Consider the following 19,047-nt stretch of genomic DNA (forward strand, 5'->3'; position numbering starts at 1 on the left):
CCATTTATATAATTATAGCTTTACTTGTTTTTAAGATTAGCTTGTGCAGCAGCTAGTCTAGCTACTGGTATTCTATATGGAGAACAACTAACATAGTCTAAACCTAGAAGATGGCAAAACTCTATTGAATTTGGGTCTCCTCCATGTTCTCCACATATGCCAATTAAAATATTCTCTCTAGTAGCTTTAGCTTTTTCCACTGCAATTTTCATTAAAGAACCTACACCTTGTCGATCTAATACTGCAAATGGATTTTCTTTTATTATTTTCTTTTCTAGATAGGTTGGTATAAATTTTCCTTCTGCATCATCTCTACTAAACCCAAGTGTTGTTTGGGTTAAATCATTCGTACCAAAAGAGAAAAATTCGGCTTCTTGAGCAATTTCATCAGCTACAATACAAGCACGTGGAAGCTCAATCATAGTTCCAATTACAAAGTTTAGTTCAATACCGGTTTTTTGTTGCAATTCCTCATAAACAGTTAATATTTCTTGTTTTAATAATTCAAACTCCGATAAATCCATTACTAATGGTATTTCTATTTCTGTAATATTATTAATTCCTTCTTTGGTTAAATCAGTCATAGCTTCAAAAATTGCTTTTGCCTGCATTCTATAAATTTCAGGGTAAGTTAGTCCTAGCCTACAACCTCTGTGGCCAAGCATTGGATTAGATTCTGATAAACTATTTATTTTCTTAAGTAATTCTTCTTTTTCATTAATTAGTTTTTCATCAACTTTATTATGTTTCATTTCAGCAATTTCAAGCAATAAAGTATCATGATCAGGCAAAAATTCATGTAATGGTGGATCTAGCAAACGAATTGTTACTGGATGTGGTGACATCGCTTTAATAATTCCATAAAAATCTTCTTTTTGGAATGGTAGTAACTGGTCAAGTGCATATTCTCTAGCAACTTGATCCTCTGCTAAAATCATTACTTGAACTATTGGCAACCTTTCCGGAGACATAAACATGTGCTCTGTACGACATAATCCAATACCATGAGCTCCAAATTCTTTAGCTTTTGCAGCATCTTCAGGAGTATCAGCATTAGCTCTTACCTCAAGTTTCTTCACCTCATCTGACCACTCTAATAAAGTTTCAAATTCTTTTGATAAAGTTGGTTCAATCATTTCTACTTCACCAAGCATTACATTTCCGGTGTTACCATCTAAACTTATAATATCTCCTTCTTTAACAACTGTATCATCTACAAAAAACTCTTTTGATTTATAATCTATTTTTATGCTTTCACACCCACAAACACATGGTTTGCCCATACCTCTAGCAACAACAGCTGCATGAGAAGTCATTCCACCACGTGATGTTAATATACCTTGTGCATAAACTATTCCATGAATATCATCTGGACTGGTTTCAGCTTTAACCAGTATTACTTTTTCTCCTGCTTCACCATACTTTTCCGCAAGATCAGCATTAAATAACACCTTACCAGAAGCTGCTCCTGGTGATGCAGGTAAGCCTTTAGCTATTGAGTCTATTTTTATTTCAGTATTTATTTGCCTATGTAACAATTGATTAATTTGTTCAGGGTCAACTCTTAATAATGCTTCTTCTTTAGTAATTAAACCCTCAGCTACCATATCTACAGCAGTCTTAACTGCTGCTTTAGCAGTTCTTTTACCATTTCTTGTCTGAAGCATATAAAGTTTTCCCTTTTCAACAGTAAACTCAATATCTTGTAAGTCGCGATAATGTATTTCTAATTTATTACATGTATCAACAAATTGCTCATATACATTTGGTAGTTCTTCTTGTAGTTTTGATATAGGGGTTGGAGTTCTAATTCCTGCTACAACATCTTCCCCTTGTGCATTAACTAAAAATTCTCCATACAATTCTTTTTCACCTGTTGATGGATTGCGAGTAAAAGCTACTCCTGTTCCAGAGTCACTACCCATATTACCAAAAGCCATAGATTGTACAGTTACAGCTGTCCCTAAGTCATCCGGTATTTTGTTAATTCTCCTATATACAATAGCTCTTTGATTTTTCCATGAACCAAATACAGCTTGAATTGAAATTTTAAGCTGTTCGTTAACATCTTGAGGAAAATCAAACCCTTTTTCTCTTTTTACTATTTCATTGTATTCTTGAATCATTTGTTTTAGTTCGTTTGCAGGTATTTCATAATCAAAAATTGCACTTAGTTTACGCTTATATCTTTCTACAACATCATCAAACATAGAGTGGTCTAACTCTAGAACAACATTACTAAACATTTGTATAAAACGCCTATAACAATCATAGGCAAATCTTTCATCACCTGTTAATTTTGCTAGACCTAAAACAGTTTCATCATTAAGCCCTAAGTTTAATATTGTATCCATCATTCCAGGCATTGAAATTGCAGCACCAGATCTTACTGAAACTAATAAAGGATTATCTCTATCACCAAATTTTTTGCCCGTTTTTGTTTCTATAGTTTTTAATGCTTCAAGTGCTTGATCCATTAGTCCTGTGGGGAACTCTTGATTTAATTCCAAATATTTATTACACGCCTCGGTAGTAATAGTAAAACCCGGTGGTACCGGTAAACCTATTCTGGTCATTTCTGCTAAATTTGCCCCTTTACCTCCCAACAAGGAGACCATATTGGTTTTACCTTCTTCAAAAAGATAGACATACTTGTTAGACATTACTTAACCTCCTATAGTATATTTCTAAAATCTTACTAGATGTTTCTTCAACTGCCTTGTTGGTCACATCGATAACAGGACAGCCTAATTTTCTCATAATTTGATTTGAATATTCTATTTCCTCTTCTATTCTTAAAGGATCAGCGTAATTAGCATGGGCCTTTAACCCTAGTGTTTTTAGTCTTTCAGTTCTGATATAGTTTAACTGTTCAGGTTTAATTGTAAGACCTATGACTTTACCTTTTACAGCTTTAAATAATTCACTTGGTGGAGTTACTTCAGGTACTAATGGTACATTAGCAACTTTTATGCGCTTGTGAGCTAGATACATAGATAGAGGTGTTTTTGAAGTCCGAGAGATGCCTACTAAAACTATATCAGCTAAATCTATTCCACGAGGGTCTTTACCATCATCATAACGAACAGCAAACTCAACAGCTTCTACACGACGATAGTACATTTCATCAACTTTTCGCAAAAGACCTGGTTCTCTTTTTGGTTCTAAACTGCTAATACTTTTAATTGCATCTACCATTGGACCTAACACATCTATGCAAATAACACCGTGGATCTTAGCTTCAGCCTTTAAAAATTCTGCTAAGTTATCAATTACTAATGTATATGCTATTAAACAGTTGTTTTCGGCCGCTTGGTGTACTACTTCTTGCAGGGTATCAGTATCGGATATATTAGGAACACGTCTAACTTCCATTTTGCCAGAATTAAACTGTGTAGCTGCAGCTCTTACTACCATCTCAGCTGTTTCACCGATTGAGTCTGATACTATATATATCCCTGGTAAACTATTTGCCAAGATTTAACCCCCCTCGTCTTTTTTGTTTGCTAAATCAAGAAATAATCTAGCAATATTAGTTTTAGTAATTCTCCCTACAACTTCCAGCTTCTCTTCATCATCAAAGTCTATATAACACTTGACTACAGGCAAACTATCAACTTCATGTTCTACTATTTTTTTTATTGCCTCTACAACAGTTTCATCACCTGAAGTTGTAATAATATTAGGCATGCGAGTCATAATTACACTTACAGGTACCATGTGAATATCAGCCTGACCTAAGGTGGTCTTAAGAAAGTCTTTTCTTGATACTATTCCAGTTAAGAAATTATCATCATTAACAACAAATATGCTACCCGTATCTTCAATAAATAAAGTTACTATAGCATCATAAATGCTACACGATTCTTTAACTACAACCGGACGTGACTGAATATCCTTAACCCTATATAAATTTAGAACTCTTCTTATTTCACTTTCTACTCCTTCTGATTTATAGGTATAACCTACTCGTGGTTTTGCTTCCAAAAAACCCGACATAGTTAACACGGCCAAATCCGGTCGGAGTGCAGCTCGTGTAACATCTAATAGCTCAGCTAATTTTTCTCCTGTTATTGGTCCATTTTCCTTTACTATCCCTAAAATCTTCTCTTGCCTATCATTTAAATCAATCATTATTCACCACCCAATATGCTATACTTTTTGGGTAAAATACAACAAATTATATATACTATATATAATAATAAAACTCTGTTTGAATTTCTACTTTTTTTTATTGAACTACTTTAACAAAATATGCGGTGGTGTTACACAGAATACTAATTGATTTTAACAAACCTAGTCGCGTAGCCTTTAGTTCTTCATTATCAGTCATCACCATAACTGAATCAAAAAATTTATCTAACTGTGGTCTGAGTTTTGATAATAATTCAAGTGATTTTAAATATTGATTATTTGCTATGTTTTCTTTTATTTGCTGCTCTAATTTAATAAAAATTTCATAGAGTTCTTTTTCACTTTCATCTTCTAAGAGTTCAAGTTTAATGTGTGTTTGCTCCCAATTTTTGGTTAAATTGTTGGAGCGATTATATACAACCATAAAATCCTCAAATAAATCTGATCTTTTAAATTCTTGTACTACTTGAGCTCTAAGATGTATATCAGTCAAATCACTAGCAGGTACTTCCATAACTGCATCTACAACATCATACGTCATACCTGTTTCTGATAAGATACCACGCATTCTTTGCAAAATAAATTCAAAAACGTCAGTAACAGTTTCTTCTAAACTTAAATCAGGATTAATTGCTTCTAATTCATTATATGCTTGAGTAATAAATTTCTTTAAATCAATTTTTAAGTTATTTTCAATTATAATGTTAACAATTCCCAGTGACTGTCTTCGAAGTGCATACGGATCCTGCGAACCAGTTGGTTTTATACCAATGGCAAAACTACCTACTAAATTGTCCATTTTTTCAGCTAAACTAAGTGCTGTACCAGTTTCTGTTCTTGGTAATTCATCTCCTGTAAATCGTGGTAGATAGTGTTCAAATATTGCTTCACTAACTTCTTGATTTTCACCACTTTCCATAGCATAATATCTTCCCATAATCCCTTGCAACTCAGGAAATTCATATACCATACTAGTGATCAAATCAGCTTTGCACAATAAAGCAGCTCTTTCTAAATTTTCTTTCGAACCTAAACTATATTCTTGTCCTAAATAAATAGCCAAATTTTTAATTCTTTTAACTTTGTCAAATATAGTTCCTAAACGTTCGTGGAATAAAACATCATTTAATGCCTCAACAAAATCAGCTAAAGGTTTTTTGGTATCTTCTTTCCAGAAGAAAAGTGCATCTTCTAAACGAGCTTTTAATACTCTTTCATTACCTGCTCTCACCTCATCGATATTGTAATCAGTTCCATTTCTAACACCAATAAATGCCGGTAATAGCTTACCATCAACATTAAATACCGGAAAATATCTTTGGTGTTCTATCATACTTGTAGTTAATACTTCTGGTGGCACTTCTAAATAAGATTCAGAGAAGTTACCATAAAAGGCTGTAGGGTATTCAACTAAATGAGTTACCTCCTCTAGTAATTCGTCATTATCCATTGGTTGTCCATTATTAGCTTTTGCTACAGAATTTATTTGTTCCCATATCATATTTTTCCTAATATTTTGATCTAGGATTACAAAATTGTTTTTAAGTTTATTGAAATAATCGGCAATAGTTTGTATTTCTAATTTTCCTTCTGATAAAAAGCGATGTCCATAAGTAAAGTTTTCACTTTTTACATTCTCTATGTTTATATCAATTTTGTTATCATCATAAATTGCTAATATCCATCTAATTGGACGTGCAAATCGTGTAGCAAAATAACCCCAACGCATAGATTTGGGAAATGATATAGAGTATATTATTTCTTTTAATAATTCGGGTAATATTTCACTTGTTTTCTTACCTGTCTCAGTTTTAACTGCAAAAAGATACTCTACTCCAGATACCTCTCTAATCTCTAGTTCGCTAGCCTCTATTCCTTGTCCCCGAGCAAAACCTAGTGCTGCTTTAGAAAAGTTACCCTCTTTATCATATGCTATATCTTTTTTAGGACCACGATTTTCTATTAAAGCATCTTCTTGCTTATCTAAAAGACCATTTATATAGAGTACTAATCTACGTGGTGTGCCATAAGTTTTAATTTCCTTATATTCAATACGATTATCTTTTAATTTGGTTTGGGTTATTACAGCCAAATCATTAATAGCCTTTTCCATATATGCTGATGGTATCTCTTCAACTCCAATTTCTAATAATAACTCTTTATTAGCCATTAGAACGCACCTCCTCAGAACAATCTAGTAATAATTGCTTTCTTAAATTTTCATCTTTTAATAATGGATATCCTAAACGTTGACGTTGGTCTAGGTACTCCTTTGCAACCATACGCGCTAAGTTGCGCACTCTTTGTATATAACCTGTACGTTCTGTAACACTTATAGCACCTCTTGCATCAAGTAGATTAAATAAGTGTGAGCATTTTAATACATAATCATACGCAGGCTGAACTAATTGCTTAGCTGCTATATTTTTAGCTTCTTTTTCACAAATATTAAACATTGTAACTAATGATGGTACATCAGCTATTTCAAAATTATAATGTGAAAATTCTACTTCTGCCTGATGATGTACATCAGCATAAGTTATTCCATCGACCCATTCAATATCAAAAACACTGTCTTTATTTTGAATATACATAGCTATTCTTTCTATTCCATAGGTAATTTCAGCACAAACTGGATTACAATCATAGCCACCACATTGTTGGAAGTAAGTAAATTGAGTTATTTCCATGCCATCTAACCAAACTTCCCATCCTAAACCCCAAGCACCTAATGTTGGAGATTCCCAGTTATCTTCAACAAGCCTTATATCATGTTTTTGGGGGTCTATTCCCAAATCTTTTAGGCTTTCAAGATACAAGTCTATAACATCATCTGGTGAAGGCTTTAGGATTACTTGATACTGGTAATAGTGCTGAAGCCTATTTGGATTTTCACCATATCTACCATCAGTAGGTCTTCTTGAAGGCTCTACATAAGCTACGTTATATGGCTCAGGACCAAGTGCTCTTAAAAATGTAGCTGGGTTCATGGTCCCTGCACCCTTTTCGATATCATATGGTTGTTGGATTATACACCCATTTTTCCCCCAAAAATTTTGTAATTTTAATGTAATCTCTTGAAAGTTCATATTTGACCTCCTAATAAATAATGTTTATTTGCACCATAGCCGTAAAAGCGAATTCATTCGCTGGCAAAATGCTTAGCTATTTAGCGTCAAAAAATTTTTTAGCTAAAAAAACAAAAAATAAAACCCATCCCTTATAACAGGGACGGGTTTTTACCCGCGGTTCCACCCTAATTGGTTATTATGTTTAATAACCCACCTCATGGAATCAGGCTTTACTAACCATACTGGCTTTCTTCCTGTAGCTCAAAAGTGCCTTCGGAAAAATCCTTACTAGGTCCCAGCACCCCTAGCTCTCTTAAAAGAATTTATTTTCCTACTACTCTTTATCATCGCTATTTTATTAAATTAATACTAAGTTTACCAACAGCTTAATGCCTTGTCAATTAAAGCTTGAGAGCTTTTTTAATTACTTTTATAGTATTTTTTGTATTAAATCTTCTCTCTAAATGATATTCTAAATACTTTTCAAAAAAATATTCCAATTGTTTCAAAGCATTGGGTGAAGCTTTTACTCTCGCTATTATATTAAAATCATTTTTTAAAAACAATTTTAATAATGCTAAAACTTCCCCTGATATTCCCATTGTTTTATTTTGCTTTGAACACCCCTTACATACAATTCCACCTTCTTGCAAACTAAAGCTACTTGAATATTCTTTACTACCACACACAACACAACAATCTACAACTGGTTTATAACCAAGTTCATTTAACAGTTGCAATTCATAGAATCTTAAAATTAAATTATTACTTCCATGATTATTAAAAAAACTTAAAACCTCTACTGTTTTATTATATAAATTTGGAATAGCGACTTTTTCCATTAAGCTTTTATCAAGTAATTCCATTATGTATATTGAATATAAGGTTAAAGTTAAGTCTTCACGACAATTACCATAAAAATCAATTAATTTCCCTTGTGTAATTAAATCTAAACTTTTCCCTTTACTTACAAACAAAAAAGAATGACAAAATGGTTGAACACATGCTCTAAGGCTACTACTCGGTTTTTTGACCCCTTTTGCTATCGCATTTGTTTTTCCATGTTTTTCAGAAAAAATAGTAACTAATTTATCACTTTCCCTATAATCATTGTTTTTAATTATTAAAACTTTACTGTTATAATACATTATTTTACCCACCTAATAAGTGCATCACTTACTCTTATTGGCTCATTTACTATTACTACCTTAGTATTTAAAACATCTTGCAGTTTAGATACATATTCGTTTGCTTCTTTTAAAGTTATTACACCATAATCAAATGCTACATATATTTTATCTTTGTTATTAATATCTAATTTCCTACAGTACTCTATAAGTAAATCTTGATTTAAGTAGTAGTGACTATTTATATATACATATATGTTGTTTTTTAATTTGCTTATTCTAGGCTTTGTGTTAACGATTAGCTCTTGTGAATGGTTTTCTTTATAATTAAGTTCTTGAATTATTTTTTTAGTTATATTTGTAAGTGAATATTCTGTCTTAACTAATGCCCAACGTGGTATTGTTACTAAAACCGAATTAGAATTATTTTCTTTAAAAAGTTTCTTAATAGTTAATACTTTCATACCATCTTGCATATAACCATGAGCAGCATAACCTGCTGTTACAGGTATAATTACTATATCAGGGTTAAGCCCTATAGTTGGAAGGTGATGGCCACCATCAAAAACAACTACTCGGTATCCTTTATTATATATTTCATGTAAGTAGCTACTACCTAATTCACTAGTATGCCAAGTATCCATGGCAGAACATTGTACTATTGCATGCCAATCCCCAGTTAAGAAATCATTAATTTCATATTCATAATTTTTATTATTTGGTAAGACTACTTTTACACTAATTTCATCAGTATTTTTACCAATATCTCTTAGTGATTTTCCATATATTATTTCAAAATCAACTATTCGAGAAACTAATACAGAGTATCCTTCTAAAACTTGATTATATCCAAGCTTTTTAAAGTTGTCATTAGGATGATTAGCTATTATATAAAAATATAATGCGATAAATAGTAAGACTATTATCACCTTTTTTTTTCTCATAAACTAATTCAACCTTTTAAGCATTATGTAATATTAGATGCTTTGCAGAACTAGTTCCTAAGCGAGAAACACCCGCATTGATTAAATCTAATGCAAAATTAAAATCTTTAATACCACCTGATGCTTTTATCTTTAATTTATTAGATTTATGATTGTTTATAATCTTAATATCTTGCATATTTACTCCTCTTGAAGCAAAACCAGTTGATGTCTTTATATAATCTGCTTCCAAATAACTAATTAGCTCAGTTAGTTTTATAAGTTCTTTTTGTGTTAATAATGCTGTTTCTACAATAACCTTTAAAATAAAATTATAGTTTAGTTTTAGCTTAAGCATTTCTTCTATTTCGTTACTAACCACTTTTATATTATTATCTTTTACTGCCCCAATATTTATTACTAAGTCTAGTTCTTTAGCCCCCTGTTCTAATGCTGTATTTGCGCTATATAATTTAACCTCTACACCATCAGCACCAAGAGGAAATCCTATTACAGTACAGGGTTTTACCGAGCTACTAGATAAAAATTCTGCTACTTTTTTTACTCTATAGGGTTGAACACAAACGGCAGCCATATTATAATTGACTGCCTCTTCACAAAGATTGCTTATATCTAATTCAGTAGCTTCCGGTTTAAGATTAGTGCTGTCTATAAATGGCGCTATCTCCACATTTAAACACTCCTTAAAATTATAGCTTAAAACCTAATTGACTAAGGTTTGATTCATTATCTCTCCAGTTTTTCTTTATTTTCACCCATAAGTCTAAATAAACTGAAGTGTCTAGTAAGTTTTCAATATCTTGTCTAGAATCTTGACCTATTTGTTTTAGCATTTTACCATTTTTGCCAATTATTATACCTTTTTGTGAGTCTCGTTCTGCATATATTACTGCTCTTACATATACTTTTCCATTTTCTTGAGTTTTAAACTCCTCAATATCTACAGCTATTGAGTGTGGCACCTCATCACGTGTTAAAAGTAAAGCCTTTTCTCTTATCATCTCCGAAACTAGAAATGACATAGGTTGATCAGTAAGATCTTCCTCAGGATAATACAATGGACCTTCTGGTAAATAAGCAAAAGTTTTATCAAGTAATTCTGGTATATTTGTTCCTAAAACTGCTGACAAAGGAATTACTTCAGCAAATGACATATGACTTTTGAATTCATTAATATAATCATTAATTTGATCTTTACTTACTAAATCTATTTTATTTACAAGCAAGAAAATAGGCACTTTACTTCCGCTTAGCGATTCAATTATATGCTGTTCACCAGAACCAAAAGGACGAGTAACATCTGTCATATAATAAATAAGATCCACTTCCTCTAAGCTTCTAGTAGAAACTTTAACCATATATTCACCCAACCTATGACGAGGCTTATGTATCCCTGGAGTATCAACAAATATTATTTGGCCATCCTTACAAGTATGGATGCCTTGTATTCTAGTTCTTGTAGTCTGAGGCTTTTCCGTTACTATAGCTATTTTTTCTCCAATAATATTATTCATTAAAGTGGATTTTCCTACATTAGGTCTTCCAACAATACTTACAAATCCAGATCTCACTTACATAACCCCTCCTATTTTTGTAAGGAAAAAGCTTGTGGCAACATATCCTTAAGAGCATATTCTACTATATTATTTGAATCATCTACAACAATAATATTAATATCCTTTGCAAATTCAGCTATTACCTGAAGACATGCTCCACATGGAAAAGTATAACCTTCACCACTACCTGCTATTCCAATCGCCATAAATTCTGTTTCACCTTCTGTAACTGCTTTAAAAATTGCTATTCTTTCTGCACAAACAGTTAAACCATAAGAGCTATTTTCAACATTAGCACCTGTATATATTTCACCTTTGCTTGTTAATAGAGCAGCTCCAACTTTAAACCCAGAGTAGGGTGCATATGCATTGAGTCTTTGGGTTAATGCTTCTTTTATCAAACGCTGTTTATGGTCCATTTTGAACCTCCATTAACTAACTACTTTAATATATAAGGTATAAAAATAATAAAACCTATAATCACAGCATTTATAGCTGCTAGTAATACTGCACCTGCAGCAATGTTTTTAACTAAACCCGCAAGTGGGTGATATTTATTAGTTATTAAATCAACCGTTTTTTCTAATGAAGTATTTATAGTTTCAGCAATTAAAACAATAAATATAGTAAGTATTAGTATACCCCATTCTATCTTTGAAACACCTAAAAATAAAGCAAAAAAAACGACCACTATTGCTACTAATAAGTGTATTTTCATATTTCGCTGACTAACTATTGTATATAACAAACCAGAAAATGCATCAGAAAACCTCTGTTTTAAACTCCGTTTCCCCATTAAATTTTACCTTTCTAGTTTTATCGACTTTAGTATTTTTTCCTCAAGTTCGCGCATTACTAATCTTTCTTCATCTAACTCATGGTCATAACCTAGAAGGTGGAGCATGCCGTGTACAACTAAATAAGCTAACTCTCTTTCAAAACTGTGTTGATATTCTTCACTTTGTATTATGGTCATTTCAAGGGAGATAACAATATCCCCTAAAACATTAAGATCTTCCGTAAAATCAAAATCTGGTTCGTCTTCGGTTAATTCATTCATAGCAAAGGATAATACATCAGTTGGTTGATTTATTTTACGATAAATAAAATTCAGTTCTTGAATATAGCTATTATCCACTAATAAAATACTAACCTCTGAATTTGGTGAAAGCTTAATCTTATTTGCTGTTGTCTTTATTACTTTTTTAATAATCTGTTGTATCTGTTTAGTATAGTTCACCTTACTTTGCTGATTAATTATCATTATCTCCATCATGCTCTCTCCTTTTTTCAAACTCACGAACGATTGTATCGGGATATTCTATGCGTTTATGATATACCCCGTCTAGGATTTTGCAGAAGGAATTAGAAATTATATCTAAATCTTTAAATGTTAAATCACATTCATCTAACTGACCATCATTAAGTTTTTCTTTAATTATTTTTGTAACCATTTCTTTTATATTTTCCGGAGTAGGAGCATTTAATGACCTTACTGCTGCTTCAGCTGCATCAGCAAGCATTACTAACGCTATTTCTTTTGTTTGAGGTTTAGGTCCTTCATATCTAAAACTATCTTCACTAATATTACCTTCACGGTCTTCTTCTAAGGCACGACTATAAAAGTATTTAGCTAGACCAGTACCTTGATGCTGCTCTATAAAATCTATTATTATTTGTGGCAAACGTGCTTCTTTTGCTAACTCTACACCCTCTTTAACATGTGATGTAATTATTAGTGCACTTAAAGCAGGCGCAATTTTTTCATGAGGATTTTCAAACCCCCGTTGATTTTCCACAAAATACTCTGGTCTTTTTATTTTTCCTATATCATGGTAATAAGCACCAACTCTAACTAGTAAGGGATTAGCAGCAATATCTTCTGCTGATGCCTCTGCAAGGTTGCCAACCAAAAGACTGTGATGGTAAGTTCCTGGTGCCTCTAATAGTAATCTTTTTAACAAAGGATGATTAGGATTTGATAACTCTAATAACTTTATCATACTTGTAATGGAAAATGCACTCTCTAAATAAGGCAGTGCCCCTATCATAAGTACAGCTGAAAGTATACCACTAACACCACCAAGAAGTATACCTATTAATAACATATCCAAATTTACATTACCTGCTATTAGTGATAATCCTGTTATAGTGATTATGTTAGCTAAAGCAATATAAACCCCTGATCTGGCTAGATCTGAGGTTTGACTAAGTTTGGAAACTCTATACACACCTACAGTTCCACCCACAAAGGCAGTTATAGCAAAAAATACTTGATTTCCTGTTGTTATTAATCCTACATAAAGTGCCAATAACATGGTCATAAAATACGCAAGTCGATTATCTATTAATATTGCTATAGTCATAGAACCTGCAGCAACTGGTGCTAAGTATCCTATTAAGGCATTTATTTCTGGCCTGTCACTTATTTCAATAGCTGTTAAAATTCTAGTAAATAAAAGAACTATGATAAAAATAAGTCCAATTAGAAGCATTTGTTTATCATTTTTCAGTATTTTTTCATAGTATCTTTTCATATATTCCACTAATAACCATATAGTTAATAAAACAAAAAGAGCTGCTCCAATAAGTGCTATTGGATAGCTTTTAGTTCTCTGGATTCCCAACTGTTCCAAAGTCGATATTTGCTCTTGTGTTACTCTATCTCCCTCACGAACAATAATTTCTCCAGATTTTATAGTTTTTTGAACAGGCTGAACAGCTTCTTTAGCCTCCTGTATGGCTCGCTCAGTGGCTTCCTGGTTAAATATCATGTTAGGCCTTATTACATTTATACTAGCAATTTTTATAACTTCTCTAGCTTCTTCTGCATAAGGAAGATTCTCAATCTGATTTAAAGCTTCATTCAAAACGTTGGTTAAAGCCTCTTCAGTAATAGGCTTGTCCATATAATTGGTTACAACTTCTAAAGAAACCTCACGCATTCTTTCTAAGTCTTCTTCAGAGGTAGTAATCAAATAATTTGCCAACTGCGAAGTATCTAGACTTAAATTAAGGTTAGTCGGTTTAGTAACAATCAATAACGTTTCTACGTCTTTTTTAATTTCTTCGTCAATGCCCTCTTCATTCATTATAATATCAGATACTTTGCTAAAAAAATAATTTACATCTGACCTAGCATTACTTAAAGCATATTTATCTTCCTGATAGACCTTTTGTACATTGTCAATAGCTTGCTGTCTTAGTTCTTCAGTTTTCTCCTCATCTACTATAACTGCAGTTACATTAGAAGTAATATTTCGCTTTGCAACTTCATCAACACTAAGCGTAACCTGCTTAGGAATAAAATTACTAAATAATATACCTACAATAATAATAGAAAATAATGATATGCTAATTATTTTTTTTGTATTTGATTCTTTCCAATAGGAATATATTCTTTCCCAGTAAAAGTATTTTAACAGATTAGTTAATTTCATTTTTTCTCTCCTCTAGAACAATTGCATCAAATAACACTTTTACTCTGCAAATTTATTATTCATCTTCATATATCTCATATGCATCAATTATTTCTTGTACAAGCGGATGTCTTACAACATCTTTTTTACTTAAATATTCAAAAGCTACCCCTTTAACACTGGATAATATTTTTTGTACTTCTATTAAACCAGAATAATCGTCTTTAGGTAAATCTACTTGCGTAACATCACCAGTTATGATTGCTTTTGAACCAAACCCTAATCTGGTTAAAAACATTTTCATTTGTTGTGGGGTTGTATTTTGAGCTTCATCTAATATTATAAAAGCATCATTTAGAGTACGCCCCCGCATATATGCTAACGGCGCAATTTCTATAATATTTTTTTCTAAGTAACGTTGAGTTACATCTACACCTAATATATCAAACAAACCATCATATAAAGGTCTAAGATAAGGATTTACTTTTTCAATAAAATCTCCTGGAAGAAATCCTAATTTTTCCCCTGCTTCAACAGCTGGTCGAACTAAAATTATTCTTTCCACATCTTTATTGCGTAAGGCACGAACTGCCATAACTACTGCTAAATAAGTTTTACCAGTTCCGGCTGGTCCAACGCCAAAAACTATATCATTATGCAAAATAGCTTGAATATATTTCTTTTGCCCTATTGTTTTAGCTTTAATAGTTTTTCCACGTGCTGTAGTTAATATTGTCCCTGACACTATATCTTGTCGTCTTGGTTTGTTCCCTTCTTTATATATATTACTTATATAATTGATATCATTAATATTTAATTCACCTTTATCTTGAACAATATCAAGCAAGCTGTGTATCAAATTATAAGCTTTATCTACACTTTCTTTTTGTCCTTTAATGTGAATATCAGACCCTCTTGCTGATACATCAGCATCACATAGTTGTTTTAGGTGTTTAAAGTTTTCATCTCCAGTACCAAAAAAAATTGCCGCTTTTTGGTTATCATTTATTAGTATTTTCGTTTCTTTTTCGACCAAATAACATCCTCCTAAAAAACTCATTGTTCCTAGATTATTATAACATACACTATTATTTAATTACTATTTTCAGTTTCCTTTATTATCGGCTCAGGTAATGCAATATCTTCAATACTTTCAACTATTACTTTTACCCTTAAAATTGAATCACTAGGTGCTGACAATATTTCTACTTTTGTATCTTTTATTTTTCCTGAATTTTGCATTTTTTGCTCTAGCTCTTGCATCGCTTTTTCTTTGGCAATTTTTATTGCTTCTTCTTCACTATATTCTGTTACTTTTTTTATTTTTTCTTTTATTGTTACCTTAAATAAATTAAATTCACCTAAAGGTGTATTTAAAGTTTGTTTGGTTATTTTTTGTTCTGCTTCAGGAAAACCTACATTACGATCACCTCGAATATTAATGGTTCTCCAAGGAGTTTCCAAATATATTTTTTTTGCTTCCTTTCCACTTGTAAATTGCTTTTCAGATATCATGCTACATTCTCCATACCCTTCATACCAAACTCTTGCTTTAACTACACCTCTCGCTCTAACGGTATATGGTAGGGTAGGTTCTACTTCTTCAATGCTTTCATCAGATTCTTCAATAACCTCTTGTTCAGGAGGAAATACTATACCTGATATTAAAATATCTCCCCTAGATACAACATCACCTACCTTAACATTTGCTTGACCATCTAATAAAAGTATTTCCTCTATAACACCGTCTTTCGATGCCACTATATGACATGGACCTGTAATTTCTTCATTAGGTAAAACCTTTTCTACAACTTTAATATTTGCTTTTACTCCCCTTATATTTAATTGAACATAACTTAATTCACTTATATTTCTTAATAATGCCTCTTCAACCTCGGTTTTACTAAAGCTCCATTTTGGTGCACCTTTATGCACTCCTTGTTGTGCAGCTACAAAAACAATTTTACTTTTATCTACAGTGTTATTACCACTCACCTCAACAAACCAAATAAATGAAGACATTAAATATAGGGCAAATATAAATATTAAAGCACCTGTAATAAAACCAACTCTTCGCTTTAAAATATTTTTATAATATGGCAAACCACTTCTATTAGTAATTTCAAGCTCAAAATTATTTTCCTCAGCAATAGTTTGCAAAGCATCAAAACCACTTGTTCGAACCTTAAAGGTCATTCGTTCTGCACTTTTTTTTATGTCCCATATATAAATACCCCTAGTTAAAGCCATGTTTATTATTTTTTCTTGACCCTTACCCCTTAGTGAAACTTCAATAATACCACTCACTTGATCAAATAGCTTATTAGCCATATTGAAATACCTCCACTAATCATAATATTTTATAGCTCTAACTCGGCCTAGTATGCTCATTTCTTCGGGCATCAGAGCTTTAATTTCTAAGTTTTCTCCCTCTATTTCAAGATAACCCCTACTTAAATTAATTCTTAGCTTATTCACACTGTATTCAATAATACCGCGGTGATTTTCAATATAAAGCTCATCTCTACCTATTACAGTTAATTTAGGAAGATCTAAAACTAAATCTTTAGGTATTTCTAAAAAATCTGCCATAGCTTTACTAATAATTTCACGTCTTTTCTCCATGATTATCCTCCTCATAAACAATTCACTAAGCCGCTACTGAAAATATATGCCTCGCTATAATTCTAAATTCTGATTTAGCGCAAAAAAGCAAATTTTGATAAAAATAAATTCAGGAAAATAAGTACCATCTTATTGTGGAATTTGTTTCTAGTAATAAAAGTTATTAAAAGTGAACAATTTTTAATCATAATTAATAGTATGTAAAAAGACTATTTTAGAGGATGATATTATGATTTATGCAAGCCGTTTCTTACGTTTATCACAAGGCTTAATGAGAGGCCCTGATGTTTTACACTTACAAGAAGGATTAAGGATATTAGGATATTATAACGGATCCCTAGATAGTATTTTTGGACCCAAAACACATACTGCTGTATTAGATTTTCAAAAAGCCATGAATTTAAATGCAAATGGTATTGTTGGCCCTGAGACTTGGCATAAATTGAACACTAATACTAGCTTTAATGCGCTAAATATTACACAACAAAGTGAAAGCAAACCACATATAAGTATTGATGTAGTAAAAAAAAGATTATCTTATAATCACGAAGAAACAAGTAAATCTTATCCCGTAGCTGTAGGCAAACCATCCACACCTTCTCCTCTAGGCAATTGGCTGATTATTGAGAAAATAGTTGATCCAGGCGGCCCCTTTGGTGCAAGATGGATGAGGTTAAGTGTGCCTTGGGGCGGCTATGGTATTCATGGTACTAACAATCCTAATTCTATAGGAACTGCTGCTAGTCATGGTTGTATTCGTATGTACAATGAAGATGTAATAGAATTATATGATATGACACCTATAGGTACTACAGTAAATATTTTTGGAAATGCTTATACTAGTAGAACATTAAGTCGTGGGGACAGAGGAACAGATGTAAAAGAAGTTCAAAAAATGCTTAATAAACTTGGTTATTATAAATACAAAATTGATGGTATTTTTGGTCGCTTTACACAAGAAGCTGTGATTCGTTTTCAACGAAACAAAAAACTAAAACAAGACGGAATAGTAGGCCCTATTACCTTGGAAGCATTACAAAAATACTATGACCAAGCCACTAATGACACCTCACCATAATTAGGAAATTTATTATAAAGGGTACCATACTAATAAAAATTGATTACACTGCTAAAAGCTAAAAGAATCATAATTTTGTAGTCAAATCAAGATTTGTCTTAAATAAAATAAAAGAGGATAGGCCCTTCATCTTTGTTATAGACCTATCCTCGTTTTTTACTTAGATAATTTAGTATATGTTTATTTAAACAAATGCTACAGCTATTATACTTAAAAGAAAAGCAATTATTATTATAAGGGAGATTACGGTTATTACTTTTCTTTGTTTTTTGTTTTGTGCGCCTCTATTCATAAACGTCATTTTGTAAACACCCCTAACAACTAAAACTAATAGCCTGATAAGAAATCCTATCAGACTATTATGGTATATATTAAAAATTTTTTACATTTTTAATATCGCTTTGGTGGGGAGGCAAATCTCTCTCCTAAAACTAAAACTTTTTCTTCTTACGGGCAGCTTCTGACTTTTTTTTCCTTTTTATACTTGGTTTTTCATAATGATCTTTTTTTCTAATATCCTGCATAACTCCTTGCTTTTGGCAAGAACGTTTAAATCTTTTTAACGCAGCATCTAGGGATTCGTTTTTACCCACTTTTATTTCGCTCATTGTTTCCCTCCCCTCGTTGAATAAGGCTATATAAATGCTATTTTATTTTACTACCTTATTAGTTTATAGTCAAGTTAACCAGGAGGCCAACCAAATTCTCTTCCACCCAATAAATGATAATGTATATGATAGACTGTCTGTCCGCCTAATTTACCACAATTATTAACTACACGATAGCCATTCTCAGATAATTTAAGATCTTTAGCTATTTGGGAAGCAATTATTTGTATATTTCCCACTATCACACTATCTTGTTCGGTGACTTTGTCTAATGATTCTATATGTTTCTTAGGAATCAATAGAATATGTACAGGTGCTACTGGATTTATATCTTCTATAGCTATTACTTGCTCATCTTCATATACAATTTTAGCATCCAGCTCATGCGAAATAATTTTACAAAATAAACAGTTGCTCTCTGACATATCTTCTTAATCACCTCCTTTATAAACTTACAATCATAATTAATTATATAATTTATTTAT

At 31.9% G+C, this 19,047-nt stretch carries 19 protein-coding genes and 1 other annotated feature; of the genes, 1 reads left to right on the plus strand and 18 read right to left on the minus strand.

What is annotated here, in order from left to right:
* Positions 1-20: 20 nt before the first annotated feature.
* From ppdK to yqfC, 16 genes are all read right to left on the minus strand, one after another.
* Positions 21-2,663 (minus strand): pyruvate, phosphate dikinase, encoded by a 2,643-nt coding sequence (gene ppdK, locus SYNTR_RS06800; protein ID WP_156203812.1) that lies wholly within the window; start codon positions 2,661-2,663, stop codon positions 21-23.
* Positions 2,656-3,477 carry a pyruvate, water dikinase regulatory protein gene (locus SYNTR_RS06805; RefSeq protein WP_156203813.1) on the minus strand — a complete coding sequence of 274 codons (822 nt, stop codon included), beginning with the start codon at positions 3,475-3,477 and terminating at the stop codon, positions 2,656-2,658. The genes ppdK and SYNTR_RS06805 overlap by 8 nt, the downstream gene beginning before the upstream one ends.
* Before the next feature lie 3 nt (positions 3,478-3,480).
* Complete coding sequence (ccpN, locus tag SYNTR_RS06810) at positions 3,481-4,134, minus strand: transcriptional regulator CcpN (RefSeq protein ID WP_156203814.1); 654 nt, start codon at positions 4,132-4,134, stop codon at positions 3,481-3,483.
* A gap of 97 nt (positions 4,135-4,231) precedes the next feature.
* On the minus strand, positions 4,232-6,304 hold the full coding sequence (glyS, locus tag SYNTR_RS06815) for a glycine--tRNA ligase subunit beta (protein ID WP_156203815.1): 2,073 nt from the start codon (positions 6,302-6,304) through the stop codon (positions 4,232-4,234).
* Complete coding sequence (gene glyQ, locus SYNTR_RS06820) at positions 6,297-7,223, minus strand: glycine--tRNA ligase subunit alpha (protein WP_156203816.1); 927 nt, start codon at positions 7,221-7,223, stop codon at positions 6,297-6,299. The genes glyS and glyQ overlap by 8 nt, the downstream gene beginning before the upstream one ends.
* 135 nt (positions 7,224-7,358) lie before the next feature.
* Positions 7,359-7,562: a binding site (T-box leader), on the minus strand.
* Between the two features lie 44 nt (positions 7,563-7,606).
* Positions 7,607-8,353 carry a DNA repair protein RecO gene (gene recO, locus SYNTR_RS06825; RefSeq protein ID WP_156203817.1) on the minus strand — a complete coding sequence of 249 codons (747 nt, stop codon included), beginning with the start codon at positions 8,351-8,353 and terminating at the stop codon, positions 7,607-7,609.
* Entirely contained in the window at positions 8,353-9,276 is a 924-nt protein-coding gene (locus SYNTR_RS06830; protein WP_156203818.1) for a hypothetical protein, read from the minus strand. The genes recO and SYNTR_RS06830 overlap by 1 nt, the downstream gene beginning before the upstream one ends.
* Positions 9,277-9,292: 16 nt before the next feature.
* Complete coding sequence (deoC, locus tag SYNTR_RS06835; RefSeq protein WP_156203819.1) at positions 9,293-9,946, minus strand: deoxyribose-phosphate aldolase; 654 nt, start codon at positions 9,944-9,946, stop codon at positions 9,293-9,295.
* Positions 9,947-9,965: 19 nt separating this feature from the next.
* Positions 9,966-10,847 (minus strand): GTPase Era, encoded by an 882-nt coding sequence (era, locus tag SYNTR_RS06840; protein ID WP_156203820.1) that lies wholly within the window; start codon positions 10,845-10,847, stop codon positions 9,966-9,968.
* Between the two features lie 14 nt (positions 10,848-10,861).
* Positions 10,862-11,251, minus strand: coding sequence for a cytidine deaminase (gene cdd / locus SYNTR_RS06845; protein ID WP_156203821.1), 390 nt, complete (start codon positions 11,249-11,251; stop codon positions 10,862-10,864).
* A gap of 20 nt (positions 11,252-11,271) precedes the next feature.
* On the minus strand, positions 11,272-11,628 hold the full coding sequence (locus SYNTR_RS06850; RefSeq protein WP_156203822.1) for a diacylglycerol kinase family protein: 357 nt from the start codon (positions 11,626-11,628) through the stop codon (positions 11,272-11,274).
* A 6-nt stretch (positions 11,629-11,634) separates the two neighbouring features.
* Positions 11,635-12,105 (minus strand): rRNA maturation RNase YbeY, encoded by a 471-nt coding sequence (gene ybeY, locus SYNTR_RS06855; RefSeq protein WP_156204720.1) that lies wholly within the window; start codon positions 12,103-12,105, stop codon positions 11,635-11,637.
* On the minus strand, positions 12,086-14,272 hold the full coding sequence (locus tag SYNTR_RS06860; RefSeq protein ID WP_156203823.1) for an HD family phosphohydrolase: 2,187 nt from the start codon (positions 14,270-14,272) through the stop codon (positions 12,086-12,088). Before SYNTR_RS06860 ends, ybeY begins: the two co-directional genes overlap by 20 nt.
* Positions 14,273-14,327: 55 nt before the next feature.
* On the minus strand, positions 14,328-15,287 hold the full coding sequence (locus SYNTR_RS06865; protein WP_156203824.1) for a PhoH family protein: 960 nt from the start codon (positions 15,285-15,287) through the stop codon (positions 14,328-14,330).
* Positions 15,288-15,343: 56 nt separating this feature from the next.
* On the minus strand, positions 15,344-16,582 hold the full coding sequence (gene yqfD, locus SYNTR_RS06870; protein ID WP_156203825.1) for a sporulation protein YqfD: 1,239 nt from the start codon (positions 16,580-16,582) through the stop codon (positions 15,344-15,346).
* A 15-nt stretch (positions 16,583-16,597) separates the two neighbouring features.
* Positions 16,598-16,876 (minus strand): sporulation protein YqfC, encoded by a 279-nt coding sequence (gene yqfC, locus SYNTR_RS06875; RefSeq protein ID WP_156203826.1) that lies wholly within the window; start codon positions 16,874-16,876, stop codon positions 16,598-16,600.
* Between the two features lie 229 nt (positions 16,877-17,105).
* Between yqfC and SYNTR_RS06880 the strand changes: the two genes are divergently transcribed.
* A complete protein-coding gene (locus SYNTR_RS06880) occupies positions 17,106-17,954 on the plus strand; it encodes a L,D-transpeptidase family protein (protein WP_156203827.1) in 849 nt (282 codons plus the stop codon).
* Positions 17,955-18,385: 431 nt separating this feature from the next.
* Here SYNTR_RS06880 and rpsU read toward each other — a convergent pair whose 3' ends face one another.
* Complete coding sequence (gene rpsU, locus SYNTR_RS06885) at positions 18,386-18,562, minus strand: 30S ribosomal protein S21 (RefSeq protein WP_156203828.1); 177 nt, start codon at positions 18,560-18,562, stop codon at positions 18,386-18,388.
* 74 nt (positions 18,563-18,636) lie between these two features.
* On the minus strand, positions 18,637-18,987 hold the full coding sequence (locus SYNTR_RS06890; RefSeq protein WP_156203829.1) for a histidine triad nucleotide-binding protein: 351 nt from the start codon (positions 18,985-18,987) through the stop codon (positions 18,637-18,639).
* Positions 18,988-19,047: the final 60 nt, after the last annotated feature.

It is taken from the genome of Candidatus Syntrophocurvum alkaliphilum (assembly GCF_009734445.1).
Lineage (GTDB): Bacteria > Bacillota > Syntrophomonadia > Syntrophomonadales > Syntrophomonadaceae > Syntrophocurvum > Syntrophocurvum alkaliphilum.

Bases quoted from the DNA above. Each gene is read 5' to 3' on its own strand.
- SYNTR_RS06890 (WP_156203829.1), bottom strand. From the start codon at position 18,987: ATGTCAGAGAGCAACTGTTTATTTTGTAAAATTATTTCGCATGAGCTG.
- SYNTR_RS06830 (WP_156203818.1), bottom strand. From the start codon at position 9,276: ATGAGAAAAAAAAAGGTGATAATAGTCTTACTATTTATCGCATTATAT.
- SYNTR_RS06860 (WP_156203823.1), bottom strand. From the start codon at position 14,272: ATGAAATTAACTAATCTGTTAAAATACTTTTACTGGGAAAGAATATAT.
- recO (WP_156203817.1), bottom strand. From the start codon at position 8,353: ATGTATTATAACAGTAAAGTTTTAATAATTAAAAACAATGATTATAGG.
- SYNTR_RS06880 (WP_156203827.1), top strand. From the start codon at position 17,106: ATGATTTATGCAAGCCGTTTCTTACGTTTATCACAAGGCTTAATGAGA.
- cdd (WP_156203821.1), bottom strand. From the start codon at position 11,251: ATGGACCATAAACAGCGTTTGATAAAAGAAGCATTAACCCAAAGACTC.
- glyQ (WP_156203816.1), bottom strand. From the start codon at position 7,223: ATGAACTTTCAAGAGATTACATTAAAATTACAAAATTTTTGGGGGAAA.
- yqfC (WP_156203826.1), bottom strand. From the start codon at position 16,876: ATGGAGAAAAGACGTGAAATTATTAGTAAAGCTATGGCAGATTTTTTA.
- ppdK (WP_156203812.1), bottom strand. From the start codon at position 2,663: ATGTCTAACAAGTATGTCTATCTTTTTGAAGAAGGTAAAACCAATATG.
- ccpN (WP_156203814.1), bottom strand. From the start codon at position 4,134: ATGATTGATTTAAATGATAGGCAAGAGAAGATTTTAGGGATAGTAAAG.
- glyS (WP_156203815.1), bottom strand. From the start codon at position 6,304: ATGGCTAATAAAGAGTTATTATTAGAAATTGGAGTTGAAGAGATACCA.
- SYNTR_RS06850 (WP_156203822.1), bottom strand. From the start codon at position 11,628: ATGGGGAAACGGAGTTTAAAACAGAGGTTTTCTGATGCATTTTCTGGT.
- yqfD (WP_156203825.1), bottom strand. From the start codon at position 16,582: ATGGCTAATAAGCTATTTGATCAAGTGAGTGGTATTATTGAAGTTTCA.
- ybeY (WP_156204720.1), bottom strand. From the start codon at position 12,105: ATGGAGATAATGATAATTAATCAGCAAAGTAAGGTGAACTATACTAAA.
- rpsU (WP_156203828.1), bottom strand. From the start codon at position 18,562: ATGAGCGAAATAAAAGTGGGTAAAAACGAATCCCTAGATGCTGCGTTA.